Source organism: Gymnodinialimonas sp. 57CJ19 (genome assembly GCF_038396845.1).
Taxonomy (GTDB): domain Bacteria; phylum Pseudomonadota; class Alphaproteobacteria; order Rhodobacterales; family Rhodobacteraceae; genus Gymnodinialimonas.
The window spans coordinates 2,807,395-2,822,809 of record NZ_CP151587.1; the positions used below are offsets into that span (position 1 = coordinate 2,807,395).

At 62.4% G+C, this 15,415-nt stretch carries 18 protein-coding genes; 6 read left to right on the plus strand and 12 right to left on the minus strand.

What is annotated here, in order from left to right; all coding sequences use genetic code 11:
- Nucleotides 1–97: 97 nt before the first annotated feature.
- Nucleotides 98–517, minus strand: a complete 420-nt coding sequence (locus AADW23_RS13820) for a PaaI family thioesterase (RefSeq protein ID WP_341861526.1) — start codon at nucleotides 515–517, stop codon at nucleotides 98–100.
- 74 nt (nucleotides 518–591) lie between these two features.
- Here AADW23_RS13820 and AADW23_RS13825 point away from each other — a divergent pair, with 74 nt between their 5' ends.
- Complete coding sequence (locus AADW23_RS13825) at nucleotides 592–1,398, plus strand: enoyl-CoA hydratase (protein ID WP_341861527.1); 807 nt, start codon at nucleotides 592–594, stop codon at nucleotides 1,396–1,398.
- Nucleotides 1,399–1,455: 57 nt separating this feature from the next.
- Here the strand turns inward: AADW23_RS13825 and AADW23_RS13830 are convergent, their stop codons facing one another.
- From AADW23_RS13830 to AADW23_RS13840, 3 genes are all read right to left on the minus strand, one after another.
- On the minus strand, nucleotides 1,456–2,922 hold the full coding sequence (locus AADW23_RS13830; protein WP_341861528.1) for a carboxypeptidase M32: 1,467 nt from the start codon (nucleotides 2,920–2,922) through the stop codon (nucleotides 1,456–1,458).
- Nucleotides 2,922–4,061: a heme A synthase gene (gene ctaA / locus AADW23_RS13835; RefSeq protein ID WP_341861529.1), complete on the minus strand. Its 1,140-nt coding sequence runs from the start codon at nucleotides 4,059–4,061 to the stop codon at nucleotides 2,922–2,924. The genes AADW23_RS13830 and ctaA overlap by 1 nt, the downstream gene beginning before the upstream one ends.
- A 169-nt stretch (nucleotides 4,062–4,230) precedes the next feature.
- Complete coding sequence (locus tag AADW23_RS13840) at nucleotides 4,231–4,980, minus strand: RNA methyltransferase (protein ID WP_341864334.1); 750 nt, start codon at nucleotides 4,978–4,980, stop codon at nucleotides 4,231–4,233.
- A gap of 207 nt (nucleotides 4,981–5,187) precedes the next feature.
- Between AADW23_RS13840 and AADW23_RS13845 the strand changes: the two genes are divergently transcribed.
- On the plus strand, nucleotides 5,188–5,817 hold the full coding sequence (locus tag AADW23_RS13845; RefSeq protein ID WP_341861530.1) for a thiamine phosphate synthase: 630 nt from the start codon (nucleotides 5,188–5,190) through the stop codon (nucleotides 5,815–5,817).
- A 40-nt stretch (nucleotides 5,818–5,857) separates the two neighbouring features.
- Here AADW23_RS13845 and AADW23_RS13850 read toward each other — a convergent pair whose 3' ends face one another.
- From AADW23_RS13850 to AADW23_RS13860, 3 genes are all read right to left on the minus strand, one after another.
- Nucleotides 5,858–6,682, minus strand: coding sequence for a lysophospholipid acyltransferase family protein (locus tag AADW23_RS13850; protein ID WP_341861531.1), 825 nt, complete (start codon nucleotides 6,680–6,682; stop codon nucleotides 5,858–5,860).
- A complete protein-coding gene (locus AADW23_RS13855) occupies nucleotides 6,675–7,451 on the minus strand; it encodes a GNAT family N-acyltransferase (protein WP_341861532.1) in 777 nt (258 codons plus the stop codon). Before AADW23_RS13855 ends, AADW23_RS13850 begins: the two co-directional genes overlap by 8 nt.
- A 162-nt stretch (nucleotides 7,452–7,613) precedes the next feature.
- Nucleotides 7,614–7,814: a DUF3553 domain-containing protein gene (locus AADW23_RS13860; protein WP_341861533.1), complete on the minus strand. Its 201-nt coding sequence runs from the start codon at nucleotides 7,812–7,814 to the stop codon at nucleotides 7,614–7,616.
- Between the two features lie 18 nt (nucleotides 7,815–7,832).
- Here AADW23_RS13860 and AADW23_RS13865 point away from each other — a divergent pair, with 18 nt between their 5' ends.
- Nucleotides 7,833–8,456 (plus strand): histidine phosphotransferase family protein, encoded by a 624-nt coding sequence (locus AADW23_RS13865; protein WP_341861534.1) that lies wholly within the window; start codon nucleotides 7,833–7,835, stop codon nucleotides 8,454–8,456.
- 23 nt (nucleotides 8,457–8,479) lie between these two features.
- Here the strand turns inward: AADW23_RS13865 and AADW23_RS13870 are convergent, their stop codons facing one another.
- Genes AADW23_RS13870 through AADW23_RS13880 form a run of 3 tightly spaced genes read right to left on the minus strand, consistent with a single transcriptional unit; the run spans nucleotide 8,480 to nucleotide 10,565 of the window.
- Nucleotides 8,480–8,998, minus strand: coding sequence for a gamma carbonic anhydrase family protein (locus AADW23_RS13870; RefSeq protein ID WP_341861535.1), 519 nt, complete (start codon nucleotides 8,996–8,998; stop codon nucleotides 8,480–8,482).
- A complete protein-coding gene (gene gmk / locus AADW23_RS13875; protein ID WP_341861536.1) occupies nucleotides 8,995–9,666 on the minus strand; it encodes a guanylate kinase in 672 nt (223 codons plus the stop codon). Before gmk ends, AADW23_RS13870 begins: the two co-directional genes overlap by 4 nt.
- Nucleotides 9,663–10,565 (minus strand): YicC/YloC family endoribonuclease, encoded by a 903-nt coding sequence (locus AADW23_RS13880; RefSeq protein ID WP_341861537.1) that lies wholly within the window; start codon nucleotides 10,563–10,565, stop codon nucleotides 9,663–9,665. Before AADW23_RS13880 ends, gmk begins: the two co-directional genes overlap by 4 nt.
- Before the next feature lie 168 nt (nucleotides 10,566–10,733).
- Here AADW23_RS13880 and AADW23_RS13885 point away from each other — a divergent pair, with 168 nt between their 5' ends.
- A complete protein-coding gene (locus AADW23_RS13885; RefSeq protein ID WP_341861538.1) occupies nucleotides 10,734–11,429 on the plus strand; it encodes a PAS domain-containing protein in 696 nt (231 codons plus the stop codon).
- A 94-nt stretch (nucleotides 11,430–11,523) separates the two neighbouring features.
- Here the strand turns inward: AADW23_RS13885 and AADW23_RS13890 are convergent, their stop codons facing one another.
- The gene (locus AADW23_RS13890; protein ID WP_341861539.1) at nucleotides 11,524–12,897 is read right to left on the minus strand and encodes a class II 3-deoxy-7-phosphoheptulonate synthase; all 1,374 of its coding nucleotides are present in this window, start codon (nucleotides 12,895–12,897) and stop codon (nucleotides 11,524–11,526) included.
- Between the two features lie 189 nt (nucleotides 12,898–13,086).
- Here AADW23_RS13890 and AADW23_RS13895 point away from each other — a divergent pair, with 189 nt between their 5' ends.
- Nucleotides 13,087–14,082 (plus strand): GlxA family transcriptional regulator, encoded by a 996-nt coding sequence (locus AADW23_RS13895; protein WP_341861540.1) that lies wholly within the window; start codon nucleotides 13,087–13,089, stop codon nucleotides 14,080–14,082.
- A complete protein-coding gene (locus AADW23_RS13900; protein WP_341861541.1) occupies nucleotides 14,079–15,140 on the plus strand; it encodes a hypothetical protein in 1,062 nt (353 codons plus the stop codon). Before AADW23_RS13895 ends, AADW23_RS13900 begins: the two co-directional genes overlap by 4 nt.
- Here the strand turns inward: AADW23_RS13900 and AADW23_RS13905 are convergent.
- Nucleotides 15,137–15,409: a hypothetical protein gene (locus tag AADW23_RS13905; RefSeq protein ID WP_341861542.1), complete on the minus strand. Its 273-nt coding sequence runs from the start codon at nucleotides 15,407–15,409 to the stop codon at nucleotides 15,137–15,139. The genes AADW23_RS13900 and AADW23_RS13905 overlap by 4 nt on opposite strands.
- Nucleotides 15,410–15,415 lie beyond the last annotated feature (6 nt).

A 15,415-nucleotide genomic window follows, 5' to 3' on the forward strand; every position in this document is an offset into this window, starting at 1 on the left:
ATCTTGGCAAATACACCTCCGGGGTATGCGGCATTTCTCTTGGAAATGCCGCAAAGGGGCAGCGCCCCTCCCGCGCCCTTGGGCGCCTCAAAAAGACTCACTTGGGCGGCATCGAATAGGTCATCGACGCCCTTGCCACGGGCTCATTCATCCCTTCCGAGAAGATCAGACACTCCCCCACCGCCAATACCCGGCCGATCTTCAGCAGGCGACATTCGCAGATCAGATCAACCCCGGCGACAGGTTTGCGCATAAAGTCGAACGAGCCCCCCGTGGTCACCGCCAATGCTTCCCGCCCCTTCATCGCCAATACGGCAATGTAGACGGACACATCCGCCAGCGCGAACATCGCCGGGCCCGACACTGTGCCGCCGGGGCGCAAATGCCGCTCTGCCACGGGCATCCGAATGCGCACCGCGCGGTCCGCCACCTCCTCAATCACAAAATCGCCGCGGACCTGAGGGAACACCTCGTCCAGATACTCCGCAATCTCCTCCGCCTGCATCATCACGCCCATTGCTCTTCCCCCTTCACGTGTTGAACGCTACCCTTTCCAAAACCATCCAACTGCGCAAGGGACACCTGCCCCCCATGTCTGAACCTGTCTCTGACCCACTTGTCCTCCGCGAGGATCGCGGCGCGGTCACCCACCTGACCCTCAATTCTCCCGGCAATCTCAATGCCCTATCGGATGAGATGCTCGACACCCTCCAATCCACGCTGGACGCCCTCGCCAATAGCGCCTCCCAGAAGGTGATCGTTCTCAAAGGCGCAGGCCGTGTCTTCTGCGCCGGGCACGACCTCAAACAAATGCAGGCCGCCCGCCAACATGCGGATCAAGGCAGCGCCGCGTGGAAAGACCTGTTCGACCGTTGCTCTCACATGATGCAAACCCTGCCCCGCCTACCCCAGCCGATCATTGCCCAGGTCCACGGGCTGGCAGCCGCTGCCGGGTGCCAGCTGGTTGCTTCCTGCGACCTGGCCGTGGCCACCGATGACGCCCGCTTTGGCGCGAACGGCGTCAACATCGGCCTGTTCTGCTCCACGCCCATGGTCGCGCTCAGCCGCGTCATGCCCCCTAAGCAAGTGTTTGAGATGCTCACCACCGGTGAATTCCTCACCGCCACCCGCGCCCGCGATCTGGGCCTGATCAACCGCATCGCGCCCGCAGATCAGCTGGACGCCACCACCGCCGATCTGGCCGAAGTCATCGCAGGTAAACTCGGGGCCGCCCTTCGTATTGGTAAGCAAGCCTTCTACGACCAGGCAGACCTCCCGTTGGCCCAAGCCTACGCCCTGACCGGCGCGGCCATGGTCACCAACATGCAAAATCGCGACACGAACGAAGGCATCTCCGCTTTCCTGGAGAAACGCGCGCCCGATTGGGCCAAAGACTAACGGTACCACTGTGACGAGGGCGGGAACCGCCCGAGGAAGGATTCCGCCCCGAAGGGGTCACACCCCGAAAAGTGCGCCGTATTTAGCGTCCAGATAATCCAACAGCGGCGCCTCGGAAATCTCGGCCCCCGTGGCATGGATGATCGTGTCTCTGGGGCTGCGCAGCCCGCCATGGCGTTGGAGGTTTTCGCGCAACCACGCCAAAGCAGGGCCCGGATCACCGGCCGCAAGGGCCTCATCCACCCCCGGCACATCGCGCCGCAACGCGGCATTCAGGCACCCGGCATAAACGTTGCCCAAGGCGTAGGTCGGGAAATAGCCAAACAGCCCCACCGACCAATGCACATCCTGCAACACCCCGTTGGAGGGCTTGTCCACCACCATCCCAAAGTCGGCCGCGAACCTGCTGTTCCACGCCTCCTCCAGATCCGCAACCTCCAACGCGCCGCCAAAAAGCTGGCGCTCCAGATCAAACCGCAACATGACGTGCAGGTTGTAATGCACCTCATCGGCCTCTGTGCGAATGTAGCCCGTCTCAACGCGGTTGATCACCCGCGCAATCTCGTCCCCAGGGGCCGAGAGCTCACCGAAATACTCTGTCATGCGCCCATGAAGGAACCGGCAAAACGTTTCCGAGCGGCCCAACTGGTTCTCATAAATCCGGCTCTGGCTCTCATGCACCCCCATCGAGACCCCCTGCCCCAATGCGGTCAGGCGCAGCTCATCCGCGATGTGCAATTCATAAGTCGCATGCCCAACCTCGTGGATGGTGGAGTACAAACACCCCATCGGCTCATTCTCGTCCACCCGCGTGGTGATGCGCACATCCGCCCCAGAGCCAGAGCTGAACGGATGCACCGCCTGATCCAACCTGCCATGGTCAAAGTCGTAGCTGAACCGCTCTGCTATCTCTCGGCCCAGTGCCATTTGTGCGGCCTCGGGGAAGGTGCCGCTCAGGGCGTCCGGCATCTCCACGCTTGCCAACCGATCCCGCAAAGCCACCAAACGCGGCCGCATCCGGTCAAACAACGCGCCAATCTCGGATGCCGTCGCGCCGGGCTCATAATCTTGCAGCATCGCATCATAGAGATTGCCCCCGTCTGCAATCGCCGCCGCTTCCTCTCGCTTCAACGCCACGACCTGCTTGAGGGTCGGCAAGAACGCCGCCACGTCTTCCGCCGCGCGGGCCTTGGCCCATATCCCCTGACTGACTGAGGTCAGCCGCGCCAGTTCCGCCGCCAAATCCGCAGGCACCTTCACCGCGCGGGCATGGCTGCGCGCGATCTCTCGGACCTGCGCCCTGTCCACATCCGTCTCGGGCCGCGCCTGCGCCAACCATTCCCCTACCATCGGGTCCGTGCGCCGCGCGTGCAGCACGCTTTCCAACGCCGCCATCTCTTCGCTGCGTTGTTGCGCTGCGGCGGGGGGCATCATTGTTTCCTGATCCCATCCCAAACGGCCCATGACCTGCCCCAGGGCTTCAGTCGTGCGGTTGAATGCCAATAGGTCTTCCAATGCAGCCATCAGGCGGCTCCTCTCACGGATTGGGGAAGCGGATAGCGCGCCAAGAACCGCGCCCGCATGATCAGGGTAATTAGCACAACCGCCCCGAATTGATGGACAATCGCCAGATACCATGGAGAAGAATGCATGACCGTCACAATGCCCAAAACGACCTGTCCCAGCATCATCACCATGACCCAGTCGAAGGCCCGCTTGGTGGCCACCCGGGCCGAGCGTCTTGCCGCGACCCAAGCGCCAATCCCGAAGGCCAGCAAAACGTAGCCAACCATGCGGTGGATGAACTGCACCGTTCCGTCATTCTCGAAAAGGTTGCGATACCACGGCTCAATCGCCCACATGTCCGGCGGCGTGAACGCCCCTGCCATCAGCGGCCAGTCAATAAAGTTCCGTCCCGCATCAATGCCTGCCACCATGGCTCCGATCAGGATTTGCACCATGCTCAGATGCAACAGCCCCGTCGCCATGCCGCCCAACTTGCGGTCCCCGTCGCGGCGCGCGGTCATCAACTCGGCCTCCGCTCGGGCCAATGTCATGATGTACCACGCCATCAAGGCAAGGATCACAAACGCGAGCACCAAATGCACCGCCAAGCGGTACGAGGCCACATCAAACATCCCCGGCGCCATTCCTGAGGACACCATCCACCAGCCCGCAAAACCCTGCAAACCGCCCAATGCTCCAAGCAGAACCAACCGGCCCGTCCAGCCCACAGGCACCGATTTCGTCGCCAAAAGCGCCCCGAATCCAGCGGCCCAAACCACGCCAATCAACCGCGCCCACTGCCTGTGGCCCCATTCCCACCAATAGATCACCTTGAATTCCTCAAGGCTCATGCCGCGGTTCTGTTCCTGATACTCTGTCGTGGCGCGGTAGGCCTCCAACTCTGCCTCCCATGCCGCCCCATCCATCGGCGGCACCGCGCCCGAGATCGGCGCCCACTCGGTGATGGATAGCCCCGAATCCGTCAGCCGCGTCAGCCCGCCCACGGCGATCTGCACCACGACCATGGCAAACAACACCATGATGAACAAACGGACCCGACCGCGCCCGCGCCCCCGGTCCCGGCTCACGCCGCCCGGTGTCGCCGCGGGCTTCTGCGCCCCGTCCACGTCTTCGAAAATACTGCGTTGGCCAGCCATGACGCACCCCTTGTCTCGTCTCAATACCTGACCTATCGCGCCCCCGCACGCCCTTCAAGCGCCCGCGACCTTACGCGCGACCCCATCTTCCTCGTTCTTCAAATATTCCCGGGGTCTGGGGCAGCGCCCCAGTCAACCTCTGCCACAAGCACCGCCCGCTGACGCTGGCTTACAAATCCTTACGCCGCCCCTCGGCCCATCTCACCATTTGCCGCATCACGCCGTGCAGGGTCTGCACATCGGCGCGGGTCAGGTTCAACCGCCCCCATAAATTGCGCAGGGTCAGCTTCATGCTCTCGGCTTTCGCGGGCGGCCAGAAGAAACCGGCCTCCTCCAGCCGTTCCTCGTAATGCGCCCCCAGCTTCTCCAACTCCAGACCGCTGGCAAACTCGGTCTTGGCCAAAGCCATGACCTCGGGCGCGACGCTGGCGCCGTGGCGCTGCCACTCATACCCACAGAGCAACACACATTGCGCCAGGTTCAGGGACGGAAACGCCGGGTTCACATCCACAGAGATCACCGCATTGGCGGGCGCCACATCGGCGTTTTCCAACCCGGCCCGTTCTGGCCCGAACATCACGCCGACCTTGCCGCCTTGGGCAATGATCTCTCTCGCTTGTTCCATCGCCCGCTCGGGCGTCACGATGGGCTTGGTCAGCCCCCGGTCCCGCGCCGTCGTGGCAAAGACGTAGGTGCAATCGCTCAAGGCTGAGGGTACATCGTCAAACAACTGCGCCTCATCCAGCAACCGCCCCGCGCCGCTGGCCAGGGCCACGGCCCGCTCATTCGGCCAACCGTCGCGTGGGGCCACAACCCGCATCCGGTCGAGGCCAAAGTTCCACATCGCCCGCGCCGCCGCGCCGATGTTTTCCCCCATCTGCGGGCGCACAAGAATGAAGGCGGGTTGCGAGGCGCGCATTTGCGACGCTTCGGGCATTTGCGGCACTGCGGGCGGTGTATCGGGCTGATCTGACATGGGCCTGCCCATAGCGCCGGGACCGGCCCCGTGCAAGCATGCTGACGGCAGCGCTCTGCCTGGGCCATTGCTCCGCCGCGCGTTGGATTGTATCAGCGCAGCCAACCCCAATGTGCGCCCCCGCGCCCCAAAGCCACACAAAGAGCCCCCATGGACGATCAAGCGCCCCAAGAGACCCCGCAACTCTACCTGATGACGCCCACCGCCTTCGAGGTCGACACCTTCGCGCCGCAACTGGCCGCCCTGCTGGACGCCGTTGATATCGCCTGTGTGCGCCTTACCCTGACCACCGAAGACGAAAGCACCCTTTCCCGTGCCGCCGACCAATGCCGCGAAATCGCCCACGCCCGCGATATCCCGCTGGTGATTGACCGCCATGTGCAGCTGGTCGAACGCCTTGGCCTTGACGGCGTGCACCTGCTCGACGGGTCACGCAGCGTGCGCGACACCCGCAAGGCGTTGGGCGCGGATGCGATCATTGGCGCGTCTTGCGGCACGTCGCGCCACGACGGCATGAACGCCGGAGAGGCGGGCGCGGATTACGTCAGCTTCGGTCCCGTGGGGGAAAGCACTCTGGGTGACGGCAGCCGTGCCGAGCATGATCTGTTCGCCTGGTGGTCGCAGATGATCGAAGTGCCGATTGTCGCCGAAGGCGCCCTGACGGCAGAGCTGGTGGAAGCCTTCACGCCCGTGACGGATTTTTTCTGCATCGGAGCCGAGATCTGGCACGCCGATGACCCCGTCGCTGCCCTTCAGGCCCTGACCGCCAGCCTGCGCTGATCCTCTCGCAACACCGCGCCATTTCCCGGCCCTTGCCCCATTAAAGGGCTGCGTCAAAGCCCGTGCGCACCGCCTCTTCAGCCGCTTTTGCCAAGGCTTTGCGGTTGGCGGCTTGGGCCACCGGAAGCGGCGTGTGGTATTGCACCTGCACATGGCCCCGCCCCGGCGTGGCAAGAATTTGCAGCAGGCTTGGCCCAAAATCCATATCGCCCCACCACCCGTAATGCCGCCGATCCGCGCCTTGGGGGGCGGTGTAGGACAGGGTCACGGGTTGAATGCTGACCCGAACCCTTAACCGCTCAGCAAAGAACGCCTGAAACAGCGTGGTCTTGAACGGCAGCACCCGCTCTCCATCGGTCGAGGTGCCCTCGGGGAAAAACAATAGCTGGTGGCCCGCAATCAGCCGATCTTCGAACAGCCGCGTCTGCGTAGCAGCGTCGGACCTTTGGCGGCGGATAAACACCGTGCCCGTCGCTCGTGCCAACCAGCCGATGCCCCCCCAACCGCTCACCTCGGATTTGGCCACAAAGTACATGCGCTTGTTTGCGTTCAGCACAAATATGTCGAGCCAACTTACATGGTTGCACACAAAGGCCCCCGGCGTGCGCATGGGGGCGCCTTTGACGCTGCGTTTCAGGTTCAGGCTCCAACAGGCCACGATGCATACCAGCTGCGTCAGATAGGGCGTCACCGGCCGCCTTTGCCCGGCAATCAACCGCTCGGGCAGTCGCAAAATCAGCAGTGTGGGGAAACAGATCAGCAAGATCGCGAGCAAGGGCGTCGCCCGCCTTACGATGCGCAGGCTCTCTGACACGCCAATCTCGCGGCGCTTGGGTGTTTCGGGGCCTTCCCACGGCTCAATCACGGGTGCCGCCCCTTTGGTAGATCGCCCGGTGGGTCGCGGACATGCGGGCCACGTCCATGACAAGGCAGACATCAACGCAGTTGAACGCCCGGTCGATATAGGCCCCCTCACCCACGAAACCGCCAAGGCGCAGATAAGCCTTTATCAGCGCCGGCATGGCCCGAATGGCGGCGGGACGGTCGAGTGCGTCTTCCGCGATCAAGCCCATCGGCTGCGCCCCGTCGGCACGGGCCCTGGGGCGAATGTCTTCCGGCGCCAGGTGGCGATGGTGCAACAGTGACAAGGGCCCCGCCAAGGGCGCGGGATCCTGCCCGTGGAAACTGGCGACACCGAACATCACTTCAATCCCATGGTCCGCGATATAATCGGCAAGGCCGTTCCACAGATGCATCATCGCTGTGCCGCCGCGATAATCGGGGTGAACGCAGGACCGCCCCAGCTCTAACAGCGTCCGGCCCGAGCGGCGTAGCACGCCGAGATCAAATTCGTCTTCCGAGTAGAATTGCCCGGCCCGTGCGGCCCCATCGGAACGCATCACACGGTAAACGCCCACCACCTCATCCCCCGCCGCGCGACGGTGATCGGACAGGATCAGGTGGTCGAAATGCGGGTCAAAACGGTCCATCTCCAGGCGGGCGTCATGGTCCACCATCGGGCCGGAGCCACCCAGTTCTTCGACGAAGACACTGTAGCGCAGGCGCTGAGCGGCACGGATTTCAGCGGGCGTCTGGGCCAGCCTCAGCGCTAGATGTGGCTCATCAATCTGCATGGTGTTTGGGTGTTTTCCCTGAAAACTGTGCCCCTGTGCGGGCGCGGGGCGGGTTTACCAACCTCTTGCTTATTTGCAAGTTTGGCGCAACGGTACCAAATCAAATTCGTTTACGGGCGTTAAAAGAGAATTAACCATTTGGCGTTAGCGTTCAGCAACGTTTCAGGAGGGATACTCAATGAGCAATGCAACCTTGTGCCCGTCCAAAACCAGCTTGCCCTCGTTCTCGAAGTTGACCGTTACCCGCCCTGAAATGTTGGATTGCACCTGCCCACGGCCCCACTCGGGCGCGGCAGGATTGCGCACGAACATGCCCGGCGCAAGAATGGCGGTGATGTCGGCAGCGGAACTGTCTTTGTCCATATCAGGAAAGAGCCTTCGATGCGGGATGAATTGATTGATCCGGCCACTCATTTGGCCGATTTGGTGGCCTCACGCCTGTGCCATGATCTAATTAACCCATTAGGCGCAATCGGCAATGGGGTTGAGCTTCTGGAGATGACCGGAAAGGCCGATGGCCCGGAGGTCGAGTTGATCCGCGACGCCGTGCGCGCGGCTGAAGCGCGGATAAGGCTGTTTCGGCTCGCATTTGGCGGCGCCGTGCCCGAGCAGCTCACCTCCCTGCGCGAGGCAAAAGCAGTGGTGGACGGCTACTTTCACCAAAGCCGCATCGCTGCCGTATGGATGGCACAAGAAGATCGCACCCGTCAGGAAACCAAGATGGCGTTGCTGATGCTGCTTTGCGCCGAAGCTGCCCTGCCCATGGGCGGCACCATTCGTCTGGGTCCCAACCCCACCGGCAATTGGGAACTGGAAGCGACGGGCCCAAAGATCAATGTGGATGAAAACCTGTGGGACATCCTGCGTTCGGGTGCACCATCACCCGATCGGCCCCTGCGTCCATCCGATGCGCAATTTCCCGTACTCCTACGGGCCGCGCAAGCGCTCGGCATGACCGTAAACTACGTGGCCGAGGCGGAAACGTTTCGCATGTCCACCGCCTGACGCCCCAGGGCGCGGCTTGCCCTTTACAGCGCGCGCAAACCCGCCCTGAACCGCCGCATGTTCTGGCGATAGAGTTCGGCCGATGCCAACAGACCGGCCCGCGCGGCCTCGTCCAACTCGCGCACCACCTTGCCGGGCATTCCCATCACCAGTGACCCATCGGGGATTACCTTGCCCTCCGGGATCAGGGCACCCGCGCCGATCAAGCAGCCCGCGCCGATCTTGGCACCATTCAGCACCGTGGCCCCCATGCCGATTAAACTGCCCGCGCCGATCACACAGCCATGCAACATCGCCTTATGACCGATCGTGCAATCGGGCCCAATCAACAGCGGGCAGCCGGGGTCCGTATGGCCCACCACGTTTTCTTGTACGTTAGAGCCCGCGCCGACGCGAATTTCCTCGTTGTCACCGCGCAGGGTGCAGCCAAACCACACGCTGGCGCCTGCCTCCAACACCACGTTGCCGATCACATTGGCATCGGGCGCGATCCACGTGTCTTCGGCAATATCGGGCGAAACGCCGCCTAACTCATAGATCATTGTTCCAAATCCTCAAATTCCGCTTGCAATGCGCGCACGTGGGTTTGCAAGCCGGGTTGCTGTTCACGGCGCAAACGCTCTGCCGTAATGATCGTCTTCAAACGCTCTTCGGTCATCAACAGGTTGTCGTTCACCAAAACGTAGTCGTAGGCGTCCCACCGGCTGATTTCATCCCAACTGCGCCGCATCCGCTTTTCGATGACCTCGGCGCTGTCTTGCGCGCGCCCTTCCAGACGCTTTTTCAACTCCGGAATCGAGGGGGGCAGGATGAAGATCGACAACGTGTGTTTGCCCAGGTCAGAGTTGCGGATCTGCTGCGCGCCCTGCCAATCAATATCGAACAAGACATCGCGCCCGGCCTCAATCGCGCGGGACACGGGCGCCATGGGCGAGCCGTAGAAATTGCCAAAAACATGGGCGTGTTCGAGCATTTGACCATCGGCCACGAGGCCCTTGAACTCTGCCTCTGCCATGAACTGATAGTCCTGCCCATCCACCTCGCCGGGACGGGGATCGCGGGTGGTGGCCGAGACCGAAAAGCTGAGCGTTTCGTCCCAAGCCATAAGGCGTCGCGCCAGGGTGGATTTGCCCGCCCCCGACGGTGACGACAGGATAATCAGAAGGCCCCGTCGTTTCGGGTCGTGTCGCTGCGTATCAGTCATGGTCATTCCACATTTTGTACCTGCTCGCGCATCTGATCTATGGTCAGTTTCAGGTCAAGGCCAATGGCGGTCAGGGCTGTGTCAGCGGACTTGGCGCAAAGCGTGTTGGCCTCTCGATTGAACTCCTGCATCAGGAAATCCAGCTTGCGCCCCACGGGGCCGCCCTCGGCCACCAAGGCTTTTGCCGCTGCGATATGAGCGGATAGGCGGTCGATTTCCTCGGTCACGTCGCCTTTGACCGCCAAGATCGCCACTTCTTGTGCCAGACGCGCCTCGTCCACGATATCGGTTTCCTCCAACAGGGCCGTGACTTGCGCCCGGAACCGGCTGCCCTGCGCCTGTGTTCTTTTCGCGGCGGCGGTGGCGGCGTCCTGCGTCAGCTGCGCCATGCGGTCCAATTGTGCGTTCATCACAGCCGTCATCGCCGCGCCTTCTGCCGCGCGCATGGCAACGAAGGCGTCGATCAGCGCAGCGGCTTCAGCCATCAGCAGATCGACCGAGGGGAGCGCCACGTCATCCGCGCCATCCATCACGCCGCGCATCCCCAGCACGTCCACAGCGGTGGAGTGGGTCAGCCCGCCGTTGGCCCGAGCCTCGACCTCGGAAATCATCTCCAGGGCGGCATCAAGCGCCTGTGTGGACAGGCGGCTGCCGGCGGTGCCCACGCGGTTCAGGCGCAGGCCGAGCGTCACATTGCCCCGCGACAGCGCCTTTTGCAGCGCAGCGCGTAACGGCTGCTCCAACGGGGTCAATCCATCGGGCAGGCGCAGCCGCAAATCCAAACCCCGCCCGTTGACCGAGCGCAGGTCCCAGCTCCACGAAAAGCCCTCCGTCGCGCCTTCGGCGCTGGCGAATGCCGTCATCGACGCAAGCCCGTTAGCCCCCATGTTTTCGCCTCGTGTCATTAACCATCTGTCAATTCTCCCCCTGCCCGAACAATTTTATACAGTGTATTCGAAAAGGATCAGGAAGTGCAGCACGGCGATAAGACGCGCCATTCGTTGCACGGCCAAAAGAAAGGTTCTGGTCCCTTGGCATTCAACGTCAGGCCAAACAACGTTGGAGTGTGCGAGATGAGAAATACCTATGACATGACCCATACGCAGCCCGATATGGGCGGGCGGATCACCAGTGTTCTGCGCTATTGGGACGAATTGCGCGGCGACCGCGTGGCCCCCGGCCGGACCGAGATCAGCCCCGCCGCCATCACCCGCCACCTGTCGCGCATCTGTATTCTGGAACGTCCCCGCGCCGGCACGGTGCGGGTGCGTTTGGCCGGGGCCACCATGTCCACACGGGCCGGGATGGAACTGCGCGGAATGCCGTTTCGCGCCTTGTTCGAGCTGGACGACCGCAACCGCGCCATGGATGCCGCCGAAACCGCGATCACCACGCCTGCAGTCAGCATCCTGTCCCTTGCCCGGCAAGAGCGCTCCGGCCCGGTGCCCGAGGCTCAGATGGCCATTTTGCCCTTAACCGACACCCGCGGCGCCTTGACACGGGCCTTGGCGATTTACGCCGAACGCGCGGCGGTGACGCCCTTCGTGTCCGATATGCGCGGGCGCTTCCACGTGACCGACAGCTGGACGCTGGACATTCCCGAAACCGGGCCGATCATTGGGCCGATGGGCGATACAACGCCGGGCCAACTGATCTCGACCCGGGTGATGCGCCCCCGTTTGGCGACGCAAACGGCCACGCAGGTGCAATCCGAAGATACGCCGCAGGCCCGGCCCGTGTTTCAGGTCATCACCGGCGGGCTGTCCTGAACCCCACACAGGCGCACCATAAAAAACGGCGGGTTGGCCCCTAAGCCACCCGCCGTTTTCCTTTGTATTTTGCGCCGCGGCGCAGAGCCGCGACTTACGCCGTGGCCCGCATCGCGCTGCGGTTTGCCGAAAGCTCTTCCGCCACCAGGAACGCCAGTTCCAGCGATTGCGAGGCGTTCAGACGCGGATCGCAAGCGGTGTGATAGCGCGAGGACAGATCCTCGTCCGTCACGGCCCGCACGCCGCCGGTGCATTCGGTCACATCCTGGCCCGTCATCTCGAAGTGGACGCCGCCGGGGATCGTGCCCTCTGCCCCGTGAACCGCGAAGAATTCCTGCACTTCACGCAGCACGCTTTCGAACGGACGGGTCTTGTACCCGCTGTCGGCCTTGATCGTGTTGCCGTGCATCGGGTCGCAGGTCCAGACAACGGGGTGCGCTTCCTCTTCCACTGCGCGGATCAACTTGGGCATGTGGTCGCCCACTTTGCCTGCGCCGAAGCGGTTGATCAGCACGATGCGCCCCGCTTCCCGGTTGGGGTTCAGCGTATCGAGCAGCTCTTTCAGGTCCGAACGTGTCAGTGTCGGGCCACATTTGATGCCAATCGGGTTCTGCACGCCTTTGCAGAACTCCACATGGGCGCCGTCGGTCTGACGGGTGCGGTCGCCGATCCAGATCATATGGCCAGAGCCCGCCAACCACTTGCCCGAGGTGCTGTCCAAACGGCACAGTGCCTCTTCATACTCCAGCAAAAGCGCCTCGTGAGAGGTGTAGAAATCAACCGTCGAAAGTTCATGGTTGGTTTCCGAAGTCAGGCCCGCTGCGGTCATGAAATCAAGCGCATCCTGGATGCGGTTGGCCATGTCGCGGTATTTGCCCGCATCTTCGCTGTCGGTGAAGCCCAGTGTCCAGGAATGAACGTGATGAATATCGGCAAAACCACCGGTCGAAAAGGCTCGTACCAGGTTCAGCGAGGCTGCAGCCTGGGTGTAGGCTTGCAGCATCTTGGCCGGGTTGGGGATACGCGCGGCCTCGGTGAAATCCAGATCGTTGATGATGTCACCGCGGTACGAGGGCAGCTCCACCCCGTTTTGGGTTTCCGTAGGCGCCGAACGCGGCTTGGCGAACTGCCCTGCCATACGGCCAATCTTCACCACAGGCACCTTCGCGCCGTAGGTCAGCACCATCGCCATCTGCAACATCACCTTGAACGTGTCGCGGATGTTGTCGGCCGAGAATTCGGCAAAGCTTTCGGCGCAATCGCCCCCTTGCAGAAGAAAACCATCGCCACGGGATACGGCCGCCAATTCGTCGCGCAAGCGACGCGCCTCGCCTGCAAACACAAGCGGCGGATACTGACGAAGCTGCGCCTCGACGGCGCCAAGCGCGTCGGCGTCCAGATAGTCAGGCATTTGAACGCGCGGCTTTGCGCGCCAATCGGATTTCGTCCAGCTGCTTGCTGCGGTCATAACTTTCTCCAATGTCGCAGGGATCGACGACCTCTCTACACAAGGCCCGCCCCGCTTCCAATCCCGGATTTTCCATATCTGCGGCATCGAATTTGCCGCCATGGGATTGCGCCAGCGCAATATAAGTGCTTTCGCTACACCTTACGATAGGTATGCCACGCCTATTCGGCCACATCGGAAGGTTGAGAAATGTCGGACAAAGGTGCCCGCCTGCGCCCAAACGAAGGCCCGAAACGGTTTGTCTTCGTATTGCTGGATCAGTTTACCATGCTGTGTTTCGCCTCAGCCGTGGAGGCACTGCGGATCGCCAACCGCATGTCGGGCCAAGAGCTTTATGAATGGACCCTTGCGGGCGAAGGCGGCGAATATGCGCAATGCTCTGCCGGGATTTGGTTTCGCCTCGATAGTGACCTTGAAGAGGTGAACCGCGACGATGTGGTGTTGTTGTGCGGTGGCATTGATGTGGCGGGGGCAACGACCAAGCGCCTGCTCAGCTGGATCCGGCGCGAGGCCCGCAAAGGCCCGGTCATCGGCGGGCTGTGCACGGCGGGCTACACCTTGGCCAAGGCCGGGCTTCTGGACGGCAAACGCGCCACCACCCATTGGGAAAACCAGGACAGTTTCGCCGAAGAGTTCGAAGATGTGACCCTGACGAAATCCGTCTTCGTGGTCGATGGCAATCGGATCACCACGGCGGGGGGCACGGCCTCGATTGATCTGATGCTGAAGCTGATCGCCGAGGATCAGGGCGAAGATCTGGCCAATCTGGTGGCCGATCAACTGATCTACACCTCGATCCGAACGGACCAGGACACCCAACGCTTGTCGATCCCGACGCGCATCGGCGTGCGGCACCCGAAACTGGGCCAGGTCATTCGGATGATGGAACAAAACATCGAAGACCCGATCAGCCCCGCGCAATTGGCGATGGATGTGGGCATGTCCACGCGCCAGCTGGAACGGCTGTTTCGCCGGTATCTCAACCGCTCTCCGAAGCGGTATTATATGGAGCTGCGCCTTGGTAAAGCCCGCAACCTTCTGATGCAGACGGATATGAGCGTGATCAACGTGGCGCTGGCTTGCGGCTTTGCCTCTCCGTCGCATTTCTCCAAATGCTACCGCGCCCATTATGACACGACCCCATACCGCGAACGCGGCAGCCACGCGGCTCGAGCCAAAGCATGACAAAACGGGTGCTCTTCGGGGGCATAATCGGCCTGACTCTGCTGGCCGGTGTCTTGCTGCTGATGGGCGGCCCGCAACAATCGCTGCGCTCTTTGCGGGATGCCCGTGCCTTGGCGGCGCTACCGCAAGTGTCTGTCGCGTCCCTTCTGCAATTAGAGAATAGCGCCCCCGATGTTGTCGTCTTCCAAGACGGCGGCGAAGGGTGGTTTGAGTTAGATATCAACGCCCTGCCCGCCGATACCCAGATCGGGTTTCACACCGGCCGGATGATTGACCTGTTCGCCAGCGGCGATCACGTCCCGGTCTATTGCAGCAACCAAAGCGCCAAGGTGCTTTGGACCGTGCGCGACGCGCATATCGCCGAGGATTACGCCTTCTGCAACCCACGCCGGATGGACCTTGGCCCCTTGCATGCATTCTCGACCGCCGTGGAGATGATCGAACAGGACCTCTCCCGTGACGCCGTGCTGGAGCTAAGCGCCGACGTCGCCGCAGACCCGACCCGTGCGATGGTCTCTGGTCCCCGTTCGATGGTGCCCTACACGCAGCGCTACATCCTCACGCCGCCGCTCATGTGGTATCTGGATGGCCAGACACCGCGCCGCCATGAGGTTGAGGACGCGATCGAAACGCGGATCATCGCGCATTTGGGTCAGGCACAAATGGCCTTCCGACGCCGCCCCAATTCGAACCCGAACCTCACCTATCGCGGCGCCGACGGCCAAGGTGTGCCGGTTTCCGGCATGGCGATCGCCCACAATGGCACCACCGGTATTCTGCCCGGCGTCTGGGGTGAACCCTATGAGATTTGGGTCGATTGCGTCCCCGAGGCCTGCGCCAACATCGCAACCCTTGATCTAGGCGAGCTGTTCGACGGCGGCCGTGACCTTGCGGGCCTGCGCGGTGCGCTGCGTCACATGGTCGAGACCCCAAACCCCGAAGGCACCCCCACGCCGCTGGATTGGTATCCGACACTGGCGGAACTGGAAGCCGATGCCGTGCGCATCGCAGAGCCGATCGAAATTACTTATCAGACCCGCTATATCCAACGCCCCTAGCTGTCTTTGACCCGCGCCGCTCGCCCCCCGCGCCGCGTTGCTGTGGGCTTCTCCGCCAAGCCCTCGGTCAGAACCGCCTTCATCGGGTGATCCGCAGGCTCTGCCGCGTGCCGATCCAGCAACGCCTCGATCAAAGGCCCGTGATTGTCGGACTGAACGCTCAGCGCCCAATCCACAAAGATCGACCGACACTCAGGGGCCGAGATACCTTCGATCTTGAAGGCTTCGCGGATAAGACCCTTGGGGTCGTTGGGGTCTTGGTCTTTCATGGCAAG

What these genes read in the sequence shown, in the direction of transcription:
- AADW23_RS13820 (WP_341861526.1), bottom strand. Translation starts at nt 517, where the DNA reads ATGGGCGTGATGATGCAGGCGGAGGAGATTGCGGAGTATCTGGACGAG.
- AADW23_RS13825 (WP_341861527.1), top strand. Translation starts at nt 592, where the DNA reads ATGTCTGAACCTGTCTCTGACCCACTTGTCCTCCGCGAGGATCGCGGC.
- AADW23_RS13830 (WP_341861528.1), bottom strand. Translation starts at nt 2,922, where the DNA reads ATGGCTGCATTGGAAGACCTATTGGCATTCAACCGCACGACTGAAGCC.
- ctaA (WP_341861529.1), bottom strand. Translation starts at nt 4,061, where the DNA reads ATGGCTGGCCAACGCAGTATTTTCGAAGACGTGGACGGGGCGCAGAAG.
- AADW23_RS13840 (WP_341864334.1), bottom strand. Translation starts at nt 4,980, where the DNA reads ATGCGCGCCTCGCAACCCGCCTTCATTCTTGTGCGCCCGCAGATGGGG.
- AADW23_RS13845 (WP_341861530.1), top strand. Translation starts at nt 5,188, where the DNA reads ATGGACGATCAAGCGCCCCAAGAGACCCCGCAACTCTACCTGATGACG.
- AADW23_RS13855 (WP_341861532.1), bottom strand. Translation starts at nt 7,451, where the DNA reads ATGCAGATTGATGAGCCACATCTAGCGCTGAGGCTGGCCCAGACGCCC.
- AADW23_RS13860 (WP_341861533.1), bottom strand. Translation starts at nt 7,814, where the DNA reads ATGGACAAAGACAGTTCCGCTGCCGACATCACCGCCATTCTTGCGCCG.
- AADW23_RS13865 (WP_341861534.1), top strand. Translation starts at nt 7,833, where the DNA reads ATGCGGGATGAATTGATTGATCCGGCCACTCATTTGGCCGATTTGGTG.
- AADW23_RS13870 (WP_341861535.1), bottom strand. Translation starts at nt 8,998, where the DNA reads ATGATCTATGAGTTAGGCGGCGTTTCGCCCGATATTGCCGAAGACACG.
- gmk (WP_341861536.1), bottom strand. Translation starts at nt 9,666, where the DNA reads ATGACCATGACTGATACGCAGCGACACGACCCGAAACGACGGGGCCTT.
- AADW23_RS13880 (WP_341861537.1), bottom strand. Translation starts at nt 10,565, where the DNA reads ATGACACGAGGCGAAAACATGGGGGCTAACGGGCTTGCGTCGATGACG.
- AADW23_RS13885 (WP_341861538.1), top strand. Translation starts at nt 10,734, where the DNA reads ATGAGAAATACCTATGACATGACCCATACGCAGCCCGATATGGGCGGG.
- AADW23_RS13890 (WP_341861539.1), bottom strand. Translation starts at nt 12,897, where the DNA reads ATGACCGCAGCAAGCAGCTGGACGAAATCCGATTGGCGCGCAAAGCCG.
- AADW23_RS13895 (WP_341861540.1), top strand. Translation starts at nt 13,087, where the DNA reads ATGTCGGACAAAGGTGCCCGCCTGCGCCCAAACGAAGGCCCGAAACGG.
- AADW23_RS13900 (WP_341861541.1), top strand. Translation starts at nt 14,079, where the DNA reads ATGACAAAACGGGTGCTCTTCGGGGGCATAATCGGCCTGACTCTGCTG.
- AADW23_RS13905 (WP_341861542.1), bottom strand. Translation starts at nt 15,409, where the DNA reads ATGAAAGACCAAGACCCCAACGACCCCAAGGGTCTTATCCGCGAAGCC.